We start from the raw sequence: 13017 nt of genomic DNA, 5'->3' as shown, positions 1-13017 counted from the left end.
CCCGGGTGGCTCACCAGCCGGCGGAGACGACCCGGTCGGGCCGGCCGCCGGGGGCGACGGTCACTTCGAAGACCTCGCCACCCGTGGTGGTCATGCGGCTCCGGTCCGGGGCCGTCCACACGGCCTCGCGCAGCTCGTCGTCGTTGTCCGTGGCGTCGCCGTTGAAGCAGCCGACGGCCCAGCGGCGCTCCAGGGGCCAGTCCCGCTGGTGGACGTACACGTTCCAGAGGGGGTCGCTCATGGCCGCGCCCTCCTCGACCACCAGCCGCCGGTCGTCCCGGCCGGGGGCCGCCACGCGTCGCGTCGCCTCCTGCCCGCCGCCCAGGTTGGCCAGAACGGTGGCGAAGAACATGACGGGGACACCGAGGACGAGGGCCGATGGGCGCCGGAGGACTACGGAGCGGTAGTGTCGCCGCCCGTGATCGAAACCCTTGTCTGGATTGCCCTCGCTCTCGGAGTCGTCGGGGTTTACCTCAGTTGGACCGCCGGGCGGCTCGACCGGTTGCACTCGCGGATGGACGCCGCTCGGGCCGCGCTCGACGCGCAGCTCGTGCGGCGGGCGTCCGTCGTGTTGGAGGTGGCCACCTCCGGAGTGCTCGACCCCGCGTCCTCCCTGGTGCTGTACGAGGCCGCGCACGCGGCGCGGCAGGCCGAGGAGGAACACCGGGAGGTCGCCGAGAGCGAGCTCAGCCAGGCCCTGCGGGCGGTGTTCGGCGACGCCGCGCAGGTCGAGGTGCTCAAGGCGGCCCCGGGCGGGGCGGAGGCCACCGAGGAGCTGGCGGCGGCCGTGCGGCGGGTGCCGATGGCGCGCCGGTTCCACAACGACGCCGTACGGGCCGCACGGGCCCTGCGCAGGCACCGCAAGGTGCGCTGGTTCCGGCTGGCCGGGCACGCTCCGTTCCCGCTCGCTTTCGAAATGGACGACGAGCCGCCGGTCGATCTCGCCGACCGGCCGGCGTAGCGGCAGCGCGGTGGCGGCGACAGGCCGCAATGGACCGCAATGGACCAGTCGAGGAGCCACCTGCTCCATATTGGCCCTTGCAGTGGACTGGTCCGCCGGGGTTTCCTCTGCCAGTAGTACCCGTCCCTTTTCGAGTTCCCTTCGAGTGAGGTCATTCCGTGAGCACGCTTCCCACCACCCCCCAGTCCGCTGAGTCGGCCATCGGCACCTCGCGCGTCAAGCGCGGCATGGCCGAGCAGCTCAAGGGCGGCGTGATCATGGACGTGGTCAACGCCGAGCAGGCGAAGATCGCCGAGGACGCCGGCGCCGTGGCCGTCATGGCCCTGGAGCGGGTCCCCGCCGACATCCGCAAGGACGGCGGCGTCGCGCGCATGTCGGACCCGAACATGATCGAAGAGATCATCGAGGCCGTCTCGATCCCCGTCATGGCCAAGTCCCGCATCGGCCACTTCGTCGAGGCCCAGGTCCTGCAGTCCCTCGGCGTCGACTACATCGACGAGTCCGAGGTCCTGACCCCGGCCGACGAGGTCAACCACTCCGACAAGTGGGCGTTCACCACCCCCTTCGTCTGTGGCGCCACCAACCTGGGCGAGGCCCTGCGCCGCATCGCCGAGGGCGCGGCCATGATCCGCTCCAAGGGCGAGGCCGGCACCGGCAACGTCGTCGAGGCCGTCCGTCACCTGCGCCAGATCAAGAACGAGATCGCCAAGCTGCGCGGCTTCGACAACAACGAGCTGTACGCCGCCGCCAAGGAGCTGCGCGCCCCGTACGAGCTCGTCAAGGAAGTCGCCGAGCTCGGCAAGCTCCCGGTCGTGCTGTTCTCCGCCGGTGGCGTCGCCACCCCGGCCGACGCCGCCCTGATGCGCCAGCTCGGCGCCGAGGGTGTCTTCGTCGGCTCCGGCATCTTCAAGTCGGGCGACCCGGCCAAGCGCGCCGCCGCCATCGTGAAGGCCACCACCTTCTACGACGACCCGAAGATCATCGCGGACGCCTCCCGCAACCTGGGCGAGGCCATGGTCGGCATCAACTGCGACACGCTGCCCGAGGCCGAGCGCTACGCCAACCGCGGCTGGTAATCACCTCATGACGAACGTACCCGTGATCGGTGTCCTGGCCCTCCAGGGCGACGTACGGGAGCACCTGATCGCCCTGGCCGCGGCTGACGCCGTGGCCAGGCCGGTCCGGCGCCCCGAGGAGCTCGCCGAGGTCGACGCCCTGGTGATCCCCGGTGGCGAGTCCACGACCATGTCGAAGCTCGCCGTGCTGTTCGGCATGCTGGAGCCGCTGCGCGAGCGCGTGGCAGCCGGCATGCCCGTGTACGGCACCTGCGCCGGCATGATCATGCTCGCGGACAAGCTCCTGGACGGCCGTGAGGACCAGGAGACCCTGGGCGGCATCGACATGATCGTCCGCCGTAACGCCTTCGGACGTCAGAACGAGTCCTTCGAGGCGAAGATCGACTTCGCGGGCATAGCGGGCGGCCCCGTCGAGGGCGTCTTCATCCGCGCCCCCTGGGTCGAGTCCGTCGGCGCCTCCGTCGAGGTGCTCGCCACCTACGACGGCCACACGGTCGCCGTGCGCCAGGGCAACGTCCTGGCGACCTCGTTCCACCCCGAGCTGACCGGCGACGACCGTGTTCACGCGTACTTCGTCGACATGGTGCGCGCGGGGCTGTGACGAGCTCCCGGTAGGATCGGAGACGAACACTGTTGGTTACGCGAAGGAGACAGGCGGATGTCCGGCCACTCTAAATGGGCTACGACGAAGCACAAGAAGGCCGTGATCGATGCCAAGCGCGGCAAGCTCTTCGCGAAGCTGATCAAGAACATCGAGGTCGCGGCCCGTATGGGCGGTGCCGACATCGACGGCAACCCGACGCTCTTCGACGCCATTCAGAAGGCCAAGAAGAGCTCGGTCCCGAACAAGAACATCGACTCCGCGGTCAAGCGCGGCGGTGGTCTCGAGGCCGGCGGCGCCGACTACGAGACGATCATGTACGAAGGCTACGGTCCGAACGGTGTCGCGGTGCTCATCGAGTGCCTCACCGACAACCGCAACCGCGCCGCCTCCGACGTGCGCGTGGCCATGACCCGCAACGGCGGCTCCATGGCCGACCCGGGCTCGGTCTCGTACCTGTTCAACCGCAAGGGCGTCGTCGTGCTGCCCAAGGGTGAGCTGTCCGAGGACGACGTCCTGGAGTCGGTGCTCGAGGCCGGAGCCGAAGAGGTCAACGACATCGGTGAGTCCTTCGAGGTCATCAGCGAGGCCACCGACCTGGTCGCGGTCCGCACCGCGCTCCAGGACGCCGGCATCGACTACGACTCGGCCGAGGCCAGCTTCGTCCCGTCGATGCAGGTCGAGCTGGACGAAGAGGGCGCGCGCAAGATCTTCAAGCTGATCGACGCGCTGGAGGACAGCGACGACGTCCAGAACGTCTTCGCCAACTTCGACGTCTCGGACGAGGTCATGGAGAAGGTCGACGCCTAAAGCTTCACGCGTCTTCGCGGCGGGCCGACAGGACACACCCTGTCGGCCCGCCGCTTTGTCAGTGGTGCCCGATAGCCTGCACCGGACGGACAGGTGATCGAAGAGCAGGGGTGGGCGAGTGCGCGTACTCGGTGTTGACCCGGGGCTGACGCGGTGCGGTGTCGGCGTCGTCGAGGGTGTCGCCGGTCGTCCCCTGACCATGCTCGGGGTGGGGGTCGTACGGACGCCCGCGGACGCCGAGTTGGGCCACCGGCTCGTCGCCATCGAGCAGGGCATCGAGGAATGGCTCGATACACACCGCCCCGAAGTCGTCGCCGTGGAGCGGGTGTTCAGCCAGCACAACGTCTCCACCGTGATGGGCACCGCCCAGGCCAGCGCCGTTGCCATGCTCTGCGCTGCCCGCCGCGGCATACCGGTCGCCCTGCACACCCCCAGCGAGGTCAAGGCCGCCGTCACCGGCAGCGGCCGCGCCGACAAGGCCCAGGTCGGCGCGATGGTCACCCGGCTGCTGAGACTGGCCGCGCCGCCCAAGCCCGCCGACGCCGCCGACGCGCTCGCCCTCGCGATCTGTCACATCTGGCGGGCCCCCGCCCAGAACCGCCTCCAGCAGGCGGTCGCCCTGCACGCCTCTGGCTCGAAAGGCCGTACCCGATGATCGCCTTCGTCAGCGGCCCCGTCGCCGCGCTCGCCCCCACCCTGGCCGTGATCGAGGTCGGGGGAGTGGGCATGGCCGTGCAGTGCACGCCGAACACCATCGCCGGCCTGCGGATGGGGGAGCAGGCGAAGCTCGCGACCTCCCTGGTCGTACGGGAGGACTCGCTCACCCTGTACGGCTTCGCCGACGACGACGAGCGGCAGGTCTTCGAGCTCCTGCAGACCGCGAGCGGAGTCGGGCCGCGGCTGGCGCAGGCGATGCTGGGCGTGCACAGCCCGGACGCGCTGCGGCTGGCCGTCTCGACGGGGGACGAGAAGGCGTTGGTGGCGGTGCCGGGGATCGGGAAGAAGGGCGCGCAGAAGCTGCTGCTGGAGCTGAAGGGCAAGCTGGGCACGGCCTCCGGGGTCGTCGGTGCCCAGCGGGTGCCCGCGGCCGGGCCGGCGCCCTGGACGGAACAGCTGGCCGCGGCCCTGATCGGCCTCGGCTATGCCTCCCGCGAGGCGGACGAGGCCGTCTCCGCGGTGACCCCGCAGGCCGAAGCCGCCATCGCCGCAGGCGGCTCAGCCCCCGTTCCGCAGCTCCTCCGGGCCGCCCTCCAGTCCCTGAACCGGGCGCGCTGACCGTAGTGCCGCTGCGCGGGGCCGTCCCCTACCCGCCCTTCCACCGTTCCCCGGGGCTCCGCCCCGGGACCCCCACGCCTCAAGCGCCGGCGGGGCTGGATACAGGCCGCTGCGGGCAATTTCAGCCCGTCCGGCGTTTGAGGACCGGGGTCCGGGGCGGAGCCCCGGGGAACGGTGGAAGGGCGGGGCGGGGAGCAGCTCCGCGCAGCGGCCCACGCGCAGCCTCAGCCGAGGACCGGCCCCCGCACAGACCCGCACAGACGCAGAAGGCAGACTGACACCGTGAACTGGGACGACGAGACAAACGCAGACGCCGACAGCGAGCGACTCATCGCGCCCTCGGCCGACGGGGAGGACACCGCCGTCGAGGCGGCGCTGCGGCCCAAGGACCTCGGGGAGTTCGTCGGGCAGGAGAAGGTCCGCCAGCAGCTGGACCTCGTCCTCAAGGCCGCCCGGCAGCGCGGAGCGACCGCCGACCACGTCCTGCTCTCCGGCGCGCCCGGCCTCGGCAAGACCACCCTGTCGATGATCATCGCGGCGGAGATGGGCGCGCCCATCCGGATCACCTCCGGCCCCGCCATCCAGCACGCCGGCGACCTCGCCGCGATCCTCTCCTCCCTCCAGGAGGGCGAGGTCCTCTTCCTCGACGAGATCCACCGCATGTCCCGGCCCGCCGAGGAGATGCTCTACATGGCCATGGAGGACTTCCGGGTCGACGTGATCGTCGGCAAGGGGCCGGGGGCCACCGCCATCCCGCTGGAGCTGCCGCCCTTCACCCTGGTCGGGGCGACCACCCGGGCCGGCCTGCTGCCGCCGCCCCTGCGGGACCGCTTCGGGTTCACCGGGCACATGGAGTTCTACGCTCCCGAGGAGCTGGAACGCGTCATCCACCGATCCGCCCGCCTCCTCGACGTCGAGATCGACACCGCCGGCGCCGCCGAGATCGCCGGCCGCTCCCGAGGCACCCCCCGCATCGCGAACCGCCTGCTGCGCCGCGTCCGGGACTACGCCCAGGTGAGGGCCGACGGGGTGATCACCCGAGAGGTGGCCGGCACCGCCCTGCAGGTGTACGAGGTGGACGCGCGCGGGCTGGACCGGCTGGACCGGGCCGTGCTGGAGGCGCTGCTCAAGCTGTTCGGCGGCGGTCCCGTCGGGCTGTCCACCCTCGCCGTGGCCGTCGGCGAGGAGCGGGAGACCGTGGAGGAGGTGGCCGAGCCCTTCCTCGTACGGGAAGGCCTGCTCGCGCGGACCCCCCGCGGACGCGTCGCGACGCCCGCCGCATGGGCCCACCTGGGGCTTGTCCCACCTCAGCACCGTGGGAGTGGATCAAGCGGACAACAGGGCTTGTTCGGGGCCTGACGGCGCGGAGGTTGGCACCCGCAGGAACTGCGGTGCCATGCTGGGCGTTGTTCCATCGGTGCGGACTCGCCTAGACTCCGCCGATGCCGACCCTTCGGGTCGGCGTGCCCACCCCCGTAGAAAAGGCCGCCGTCCGCGTGCGGTCGTGCGAAGGAACTCCGTCCCGTGAATCTCGTGACACTCCTCCCGTTCATCGTGCTCATCGGGGCGATGATCCTGATGACCCGCTCCGCCAAGAAGAAGCAGCAGGCGGCCGCGCAGATGCGCGACCAGATGACGCCCGGTACCGGGGTCCGCACCATCGGCGGCATGTACGCCACGGTGAAGGAGATCGGCGACGACACCGTCACCCTTGAGGTGGCTCCCGGTGTCCACGCGATCTACGCGAAGAACGCCATCGGCGCCGTTCTGGAGGACGCGGAGTACAACCGCATCGTCCACGGCATCGGCGACGATCTGACGACGGACTCGCCGGTCGTCCCGGACGACGCTTCTTCCCTCACCGAGGGCCCGGCCGCGGCCGAGACCGAGGACGAGGCTCCCAAGCTCGACCTCGGCAAGAAGGACGAGCCCAAGAAGGACGAGCCCAAGGACGGCAAGGCCGACGGCGAGGCCGACGCGAAGTAGCGGCGCGGCCGGGGACCGCGAGGGCGCCTGACCGGCGGCCTTCGCGGTCCCGGTCAGTGACACACTTCTGCGGGGGGCAGGGGTCCCCACCACACATTTCGTGGCCGTCCGCGCGCTGACCCGGCGCGGGGCGGTTGGACAGGGAGAAACGACAAGGTGGCAGCACCGAAGAAGGGCCGGCGGCCCACGGGGGCTCAGGGGAGGCCGGGGCGCGCCCTGGCGATCATCCTGATCGCGATGGTGGCGCTCACCGCGGGGATGTTCGTCTCCAAGCAGACGACTCCCCGGCTCGGCATCGACCTCGCGGGCGGCACGAGCATCACGCTCAAGGCCAAGAGCGAGCCCGGCAAGCCGGACGCCATCAACGAGACCAACATGAACACGGCGGTCGGCATCATCGAGCGCCGCGTCAACGGTCTCGGCGTCTCGGAGGCCGAGGTCCAGACGCAGGGCCGCGACCACATCATCGTGAACATCCCCAAGGGGATGAACGAGAAGCAGGCCCGCGAGCAGGTCGGTACCACCGCCCAGCTCTACTTCCGCCCGGTCCTCGCCTTCTCGGACGGCGCTCCCGTCGCTCCCGAGGGCACGCAGAGCCCGAGCCCCTCCGCGAGCGGTTCCGGCGCCCCGAAGGCCGAGGGCAGCAAGTCCCCGTCGGCCACCCCGTCGTCCAGCGCCACTTCCCAGGGCCGTGCGCTCAGCGAGGCCCTCAAGGCCCCCGCCGCCCCCACTCCCTCGCCCTCGGCGAGCGAGTCGAAGAAGGCAGACGACAACAAGGCCACGCCGTCCGCGACGCCGCCGGCGACCCCGTCCGCGACGCCTTCGGGTGACGCGGCCGCAGCCGACCTCCAGGCCAAGTTCGCCGCGCTCGACTGCAATGACGAGAAGCAGCGCGCCGCCGTCGGCCAAGGCGTCAAGCCCGAGGACCCGACGCTGGCCTGCGGCAAGCGCGGCGACATCTGGGGCAAGTGGGTCCTGGGCCCGGCCCAGGTCGACGGCCAGGACGTGAAGGACGCCAAGGGAGTCGTCGACCCCCAGCGCGGCATGTGGATCGTCACCATGCAGTTCACCGACAAGGGCGCCGACAAGTTCGCCAAGATCACCGGTGAGCTCGCGACCAAGCAGGCCCCGCAGAACCAGTTCGCCATCGTGCTCGACAACCAGGTCATCTCCGACCCGTGGGTGGGCCAGGCGCTGACCGGCGGCAACGCCGAGATCTCCGGCGGCTTCACCCAGCAGTCCGCTCAGGACCTGGGCAACATGCTCTCGTACGGCGCCCTGCCGCTCTCCTTCAGCGAGGACAGCGTCACCACCGTCACCGCCGCCCTCGGCGGCGAGCAGCTGCGCGCCGGCCTGATCGCCGGTGCGATCGGCCTGCTCCTCGTGGTGATCTACCTGCTGGTGTACTACCGGGGCCTGGCGTTCGTCGCGATCGTCAGCCTCCTGGTCTCCGCGATCCTCACCTACACGATCATGGCGCTGCTCGGTAAGGGCATCGGCTTCGCGCTGAACCTGCCGGCCGTCTGCGGTGCGATCGTGGCGATCGGTATCACGGCGGACTCGTTCATCGTGTACTTCGAGCGCATCCGCGACGAGATCCGCGAGGGCCGCACGCTGCGTCCGGCCGTCGAGCGCGCCTGGCCGCGCGCCCGGCGCACCATCCTGGTCTCCGACTTCGTGTCGTTCCTCGCGGCCGCGGTGCTGTTCATCGTCACCGTCGGCAAGGTGCAGGGCTTCGCCTTCACCCTGGGTCTGACCACCCTGCTCGACGTGGTCGTGGTGTTCCTCTTCACCAAGCCGATCATGACGCTGCTGGCGCGCACGAAGTTCTTCGCCAGCGGTCACCCGTGGTCCGGCCTCGACCCGAAGCGGCTCGGCGCCAAGCCGCCGCTGCGCCGGTCCCGCCGCACCGACTCCGCACCCGTCCCCGTCGACGCAAAGGAGGCGTGAGAGATGTCGAAGCTGGGAGATCTCGGCGCCAAGCTGTACCGCGGTGAGGTCGGCTACGACTTCGTCGGCAAGCGCTTTCTCTGGTACGGCGTTTCCATCCTGATCACCATCACGGCGATCGTGGCCCTGGCCGTTCAGGGCCTCAACATGGGCATCGAGTTCAAGGGCGGTGCCGTCTTCACCACCCCGAAGACGGCCGTCTCCGTCGCCAAGGCGACGGAGGCCGCGGAGAAGGCCTCGGGCCACGACGCGATCGTCCAGGAACTCGGCACCGGCGGCCTGCGCATCCAGATCTCCGGTCTGGACACCGACGCCGCGACCGACGTGAAGAAGGAACTCGCGACCGACCTCAAGGTCAACGAGGCGGACATCAACGCGGACCTGGTCGGCCCCAGCTGGGGTGAGCAGATCGCCAACAAGGCCTGGACGGGCCTCGGGATCTTCATGGTCCTCGTGGTGATCTACCTGGCCATCGCGTTCGAGTGGCGGATGGCGGTCGCGGCGCTGATCGCGCTGATCCACGACCTCACCATCACCGTCGGCGTCTACGCGCTCGTCGGCTTCGAGGTCACGCCGGGTACCGTCATCGGTCTGCTCACGATCCTCGGTTACTCCCTCTACGACACCGTCGTCGTCTTCGACGGTCTCAAGGAGGGCTCGAAGGACATCACCAAGCAGACCCGCTACACGTACAGCGAGATCGCCAACCGCAGCATCAACGGCACCCTGGTCCGCTCGATCAACACCACGGTCGTCGCGCTGCTCCCGGTCGGCGCCCTGCTGTTCATCGGCGGCGGCTTCCTGGGCGCCGGCATGCTGAACGACATCTCACTGTCGCTGTTCGTCGGCCTCGCGGCCGGCGCCTACTCGTCGATCTTCATCGCGACCCCGCTGGTCGTGGACCTGAAGGAGCGCGAGCCGGCGATGAAGGCCCTGAAGAAGCGGGTGCTCGCGAAGCGGGCGTCCGCGTCGGCCAAGGGCGAGTCCGCGGACGAGGGCTACGAGTCCGAGGACGAGCCGCAGGTCGTGGCGCAGGGCCGGTCTGGGCGGCGCCGGTGACCGCGACGCTGTCCGAGGGCGTACGGGAGCTGCTGCTCAGCCGGATCAAGGACGTACCGGACTACCCGAAGCCGGGCGTGATGTTCAAGGACATCACCCCGCTGCTGGCGGACCCGGAGGCGTTCGCCGCGCTGACGGACGCGCTGGTGGAGCTGGCCGCGCGGTGCGGGGCGACGAAGATCGTCGGCCTGGAGGCGCGGGGGTTCATCCTGGCGGCTCCGGTGGCGGTCCAGGCCGGGATCGGCTTCGTGCCGGTGCGCAAGGCCGGGAAGCTGCCGGGGGCGACGCTGGCGCAGTCCTACGAGCTGGAGTACGGGACGGCGGAGATCGAGGTCCACGCGGAGGATCTGTCGGCGGGTGACCGGGTCATGGTCATCGACGACGTCCTGGCCACCGGTGGCACCGCGGAGGCGTCCCTCTCGCTGATCCGGCGGGCCGGGGCCGAGGTTGCGGGCGTGGCGGTCCTGATGGAGCTGTCGTTCCTTCCGGGGCGGGCCAAGCTGGCCGGTTCCCTGGCGGGGGCTCCGCTGGATGCGTTGATCGTGGTCTGACCTTTCGCTTGCCGAGCGGCGGGTATCCGGGTTCCCCCGGGTGCCCGCCGCTTTCGTGTGCGGCACCGCTGCCGGGGGCTCTGCCCCCGGACCCCCGCGCCTCAAACGCCGGCGAGGCTGGATCTGGCCGGCGTCAGTCTGCGAGTGCGCGCAGCCGTGCGCCCGGCGTGGGGAGGGTCTGGGGCGGAGCCCCAGAAGCGCGGCCGCCCGAGCGTTCGAGGCGTGGGCTCGGCGAACGGTGGGGCGGAACCCTCGCTACGATGGGTTATCCGGACCGGACACGGGCACCGGATCCGCTGAGGAGCGCTCTTGCCAGACGAGGTCCAGCCACTCTCCGCCGCGCAGCCCGACCCGCAGGCCGAGCAGGCCACGGCGGCCGCCGCCACGCCCCCGCCGGCTCCGCCGGTCAAGCCCGTGCCGGCGAAGTCGGCCGGGTCCTCCAACCGGGTGCGCGCCCGGCTCGCCCGGCTGGGCGTGCAGCGCTCGAACCCGTACAACCCGGTGCTGGAGCCCCTGCTCCGCATAGTCCGCAGCAACGACCCGAAGATCGAGACGTCGACGCTGCGGCAGCTCGAACAGGCCTACCAGGTCGCCGAGCGCTGGCACCGCGGCCAGAAGCGCAAGAGCGGCGACCCGTACATCACGCACCCGCTCGCGGTGACCACCATCCTCGCCGAGCTCGGCATGGACCCCGCCACCCTGATGGCCGGTCTGCTGCACGACACCGTCGAGGACACCGAGTACGGACTCGAAGACCTGCGCCGCGACTTCGGCGACGCCGTGGCCCTGCTCGTCGACGGCGTCACCAAGCTCGACCGCGTCAAGTTCGGCGAGGCCGCCCAGGCCGAGACCGTGCGCAAGATGGTCGTGGCCATGGCCAAGGACCCGCGCGTCCTGGTCATCAAGCTCGCCGACCGGCTCCACAACATGCGCACCATGCGCTACCTCAAGCGGGAGAAGCAGGAGAAGAAGGCCCGCGAGACCCTTGAGATCTATGCCCCGCTGGCGCACCGCCTGGGCATGAACACCATCAAGTGGGAGCTCGAGGACCTCGCCTTCGCGATCCTCTACCCGAAGATGTACGACGAGATCGTCCGGCTCGTCGCCGAGCGGGCGCCCAAGCGGGACGAGTACCTCGCCGTCGTCACGGACGAGGTGATGGTCGACCTCAGGGCCGCCCGGATCAAGGCCACCGTCACCGGCAGACCCAAGCACTACTACAGCGTCTACCAGAAGATGATCGTCCGCGGCCGCGACTTCGCGGAGATCTACGACCTGGTGGGCATCCGGGTGCTGGTGGACACCGTCCGGGACTGCTACGCCGCCCTCGGCACGGTGCACGCGCGATGGAACCCGGTCCCCGGCCGGTTCAAGGACTACATCGCGATGCCCAAGTTCAACATGTACCAGTCGCTGCACACGACGGTCATCGGGCCCAGCGGCAAGCCCGTCGAGCTCCAGATCCGCACCTTCGACATGCACCGCCGCGCCGAGTACGGCATCGCCGCGCACTGGAAGTACAAGCAGCAGACCGTCGCCGGTACGTCGAAGGTACGGACCGACGTGCCCCAGGCCGCCAAGGGCAGCGCGGGCCAGGACACGGTCAACGACATGGCCTGGCTGCGGCAGCTCCTCGACTGGCAGAAGGAGACCGAGGACCCGGGCGAGTTCCTCGACTCGCTGCGCTTCGACCTCTCCCGCAACGAGGTCTTCGTCTTCACGCCGAAGGGCGACGTCATAGCGCTGCCCGCCGGCGCGACGCCCGTGGACTTCGCGTACGCCGTCCACACCGAGGTCGGCCACCGGACCATAGGGGCCCGGGTCAACGGCCGCCTGGTCCCCCTGGAGTCCACCCTCGACAACGGCGACCTCGTCGAGGTCTTCACCTCCAAGGCCGAGGGCGCCGGACCGTCCCGCGACTGGCTGGGCTTCGTCAAGTCCCCGCGGGCCCGCAACAAGATCCGCGCCTGGTTCTCCAAGGAACGCCGCGACGAGGCCATCGAGCACGGCAAGGACGCCATCGCGCGGGCCATGCGCAAGCAGAACCTGCCGATCCAGCGCATCCTCACCGGCGACTCGCTCGTCACGCTCGCACACGAGATGCGCTACCCCGACATCTCCTCCCTGTACGCGGCCATCGGCGAGGGCCACGTGGCCGCGCAGGGCGTCGTCCAGAAGCTGGTGGCGGCCCTCGGTGGCGAGGAGGCGGCCAACGAGGACATCGAGGAGTCGATCCCGCCGGCCCGCGCCCGCGCCAAGCGGCGCAGCAACGCCGACCCCGGTGTGGTCGTCAAGGGAGTCGACGACGTGTGGGTCAAGCTGGCCCGCTGCTGCACCCCGGTACCGGGCGACCCCATCATCGGGTTCGTCACCCGAGGCAGCGGCGTATCGGTTCACCGCGCGGACTGCGTCAACGTCGACTCGCTCTCCCAGCAGCCCGAACGGATGCTGGAGGTCGAGTGGGCCCCCACCCAGTCCTCGGTCTTCCTCGTGGCCATCCAGGTCGAGGCGCTGGACCGCTCCCGGCTGTTGTCGGACGTCACCCGCGTCCTGTCGGACCAGCACGTCAACATCCTTTCGGCGGCCGTCCAGACCTCCCGCGACCGGGTGGCCACCTCGCGCTTCACCTTCGAGATGGGCGACCCCAAGCACCTGGGCCACGTCCTGAAGGCCGTCCGGGGCGTGGAGGGCGTCTACGACGTCTACCGCGTGACCTCGGCCCGTAGGCCGTAGCCAGGCCGTGGCCCC

General features: G+C 70.4%; 13 protein-coding genes. 12 read left to right on the top strand and 1 reads right to left on the bottom strand.

The window, feature by feature from the left end:
- Positions 1 to 10 precede the first annotated feature (10 nt).
- Entirely contained in the window at positions 11 to 352 is a 342-nt protein-coding gene (locus tag ACFV9H_RS24540) for a hypothetical protein (protein ID WP_385401829.1), read from the bottom strand.
- 66 nt (positions 353 to 418) lie between these two features.
- Here ACFV9H_RS24540 and ACFV9H_RS24535 point away from each other — a divergent pair, with 66 nt between their 5' ends.
- The 12 genes from ACFV9H_RS24535 to ACFV9H_RS24480 all read left to right on the top strand — a co-directional run bounded on the left by ACFV9H_RS24535 (position 419) and on the right by ACFV9H_RS24480 (position 13002).
- A complete protein-coding gene (locus tag ACFV9H_RS24535) occupies positions 419 to 961 on the top strand; it encodes a hypothetical protein (RefSeq protein ID WP_385401827.1) in 543 nt (180 codons plus the stop codon).
- A 158-nt stretch (positions 962 to 1119) separates the two neighbouring features.
- A complete protein-coding gene (pdxS, locus tag ACFV9H_RS24530) occupies positions 1120 to 2037 on the top strand; it encodes a pyridoxal 5'-phosphate synthase lyase subunit PdxS (protein ID WP_365033999.1) in 918 nt (305 codons plus the stop codon).
- A 7-nt stretch (positions 2038 to 2044) separates the two neighbouring features.
- Positions 2045 to 2638: a pyridoxal 5'-phosphate synthase glutaminase subunit PdxT gene (pdxT, locus tag ACFV9H_RS24525; RefSeq protein WP_385401825.1), complete on the top strand. Its 594-nt coding sequence runs from the start codon at positions 2045 to 2047 to the stop codon at positions 2636 to 2638.
- 57 nt (positions 2639 to 2695) lie between these two features.
- Positions 2696 to 3448 carry a YebC/PmpR family DNA-binding transcriptional regulator gene (locus ACFV9H_RS24520; protein ID WP_069919476.1) on the top strand — a complete coding sequence of 251 codons (753 nt, stop codon included), beginning with the start codon at positions 2696 to 2698 and terminating at the stop codon, positions 3446 to 3448.
- Between the two features lie 118 nt (positions 3449 to 3566).
- Positions 3567 to 4103 carry a crossover junction endodeoxyribonuclease RuvC gene (gene ruvC / locus ACFV9H_RS24515; protein ID WP_385401822.1) on the top strand — a complete coding sequence of 179 codons (537 nt, stop codon included), beginning with the start codon at positions 3567 to 3569 and terminating at the stop codon, positions 4101 to 4103.
- The gene (ruvA, locus tag ACFV9H_RS24510; RefSeq protein WP_385401819.1) at positions 4100 to 4723 is read left to right on the top strand and encodes a Holliday junction branch migration protein RuvA; all 624 of its coding nucleotides are present in this window, start codon (positions 4100 to 4102) and stop codon (positions 4721 to 4723) included. The genes ruvC and ruvA overlap by 4 nt, the downstream gene beginning before the upstream one ends.
- A gap of 282 nt (positions 4724 to 5005) precedes the next feature.
- On the top strand, positions 5006 to 6082 hold the full coding sequence (gene ruvB / locus ACFV9H_RS24505; RefSeq protein ID WP_385401817.1) for a Holliday junction branch migration DNA helicase RuvB: 1077 nt from the start codon (positions 5006 to 5008) through the stop codon (positions 6080 to 6082).
- A gap of 165 nt (positions 6083 to 6247) precedes the next feature.
- Complete coding sequence (yajC, locus tag ACFV9H_RS24500) at positions 6248 to 6709, top strand: preprotein translocase subunit YajC (protein ID WP_385401814.1); 462 nt, start codon at positions 6248 to 6250, stop codon at positions 6707 to 6709.
- 156 nt (positions 6710 to 6865) lie between these two features.
- A complete protein-coding gene (secD, locus tag ACFV9H_RS24495) occupies positions 6866 to 8659 on the top strand; it encodes a protein translocase subunit SecD (RefSeq protein WP_385401811.1) in 1794 nt (597 codons plus the stop codon).
- A gap of 3 nt (positions 8660 to 8662) precedes the next feature.
- Positions 8663 to 9718 carry a protein translocase subunit SecF gene (gene secF / locus ACFV9H_RS24490; protein ID WP_385401809.1) on the top strand — a complete coding sequence of 352 codons (1056 nt, stop codon included), beginning with the start codon at positions 8663 to 8665 and terminating at the stop codon, positions 9716 to 9718.
- Positions 9715 to 10269, top strand: coding sequence for an adenine phosphoribosyltransferase (locus tag ACFV9H_RS24485; RefSeq protein WP_385401807.1), 555 nt, complete (start codon positions 9715 to 9717; stop codon positions 10267 to 10269). Before secF ends, ACFV9H_RS24485 begins: the two co-directional genes overlap by 4 nt.
- Before the next feature lie 309 nt (positions 10270 to 10578).
- The gene (locus ACFV9H_RS24480) at positions 10579 to 13002 is read left to right on the top strand and encodes a RelA/SpoT family protein (protein ID WP_385401805.1); all 2424 of its coding nucleotides are present in this window, start codon (positions 10579 to 10581) and stop codon (positions 13000 to 13002) included.
- The last annotated feature ends 15 nt before the right edge of the window (positions 13003 to 13017 follow it).

It is taken from the genome of Streptomyces sp. NPDC059874 (assembly GCF_042731135.1).
Lineage (GTDB): Bacteria > Actinomycetota > Actinomycetes > Streptomycetales > Streptomycetaceae > Streptomyces.
Note: the sequence above shows the minus strand (reverse complement) of the source record. Positions and strands in the feature narration are given on the sequence as shown.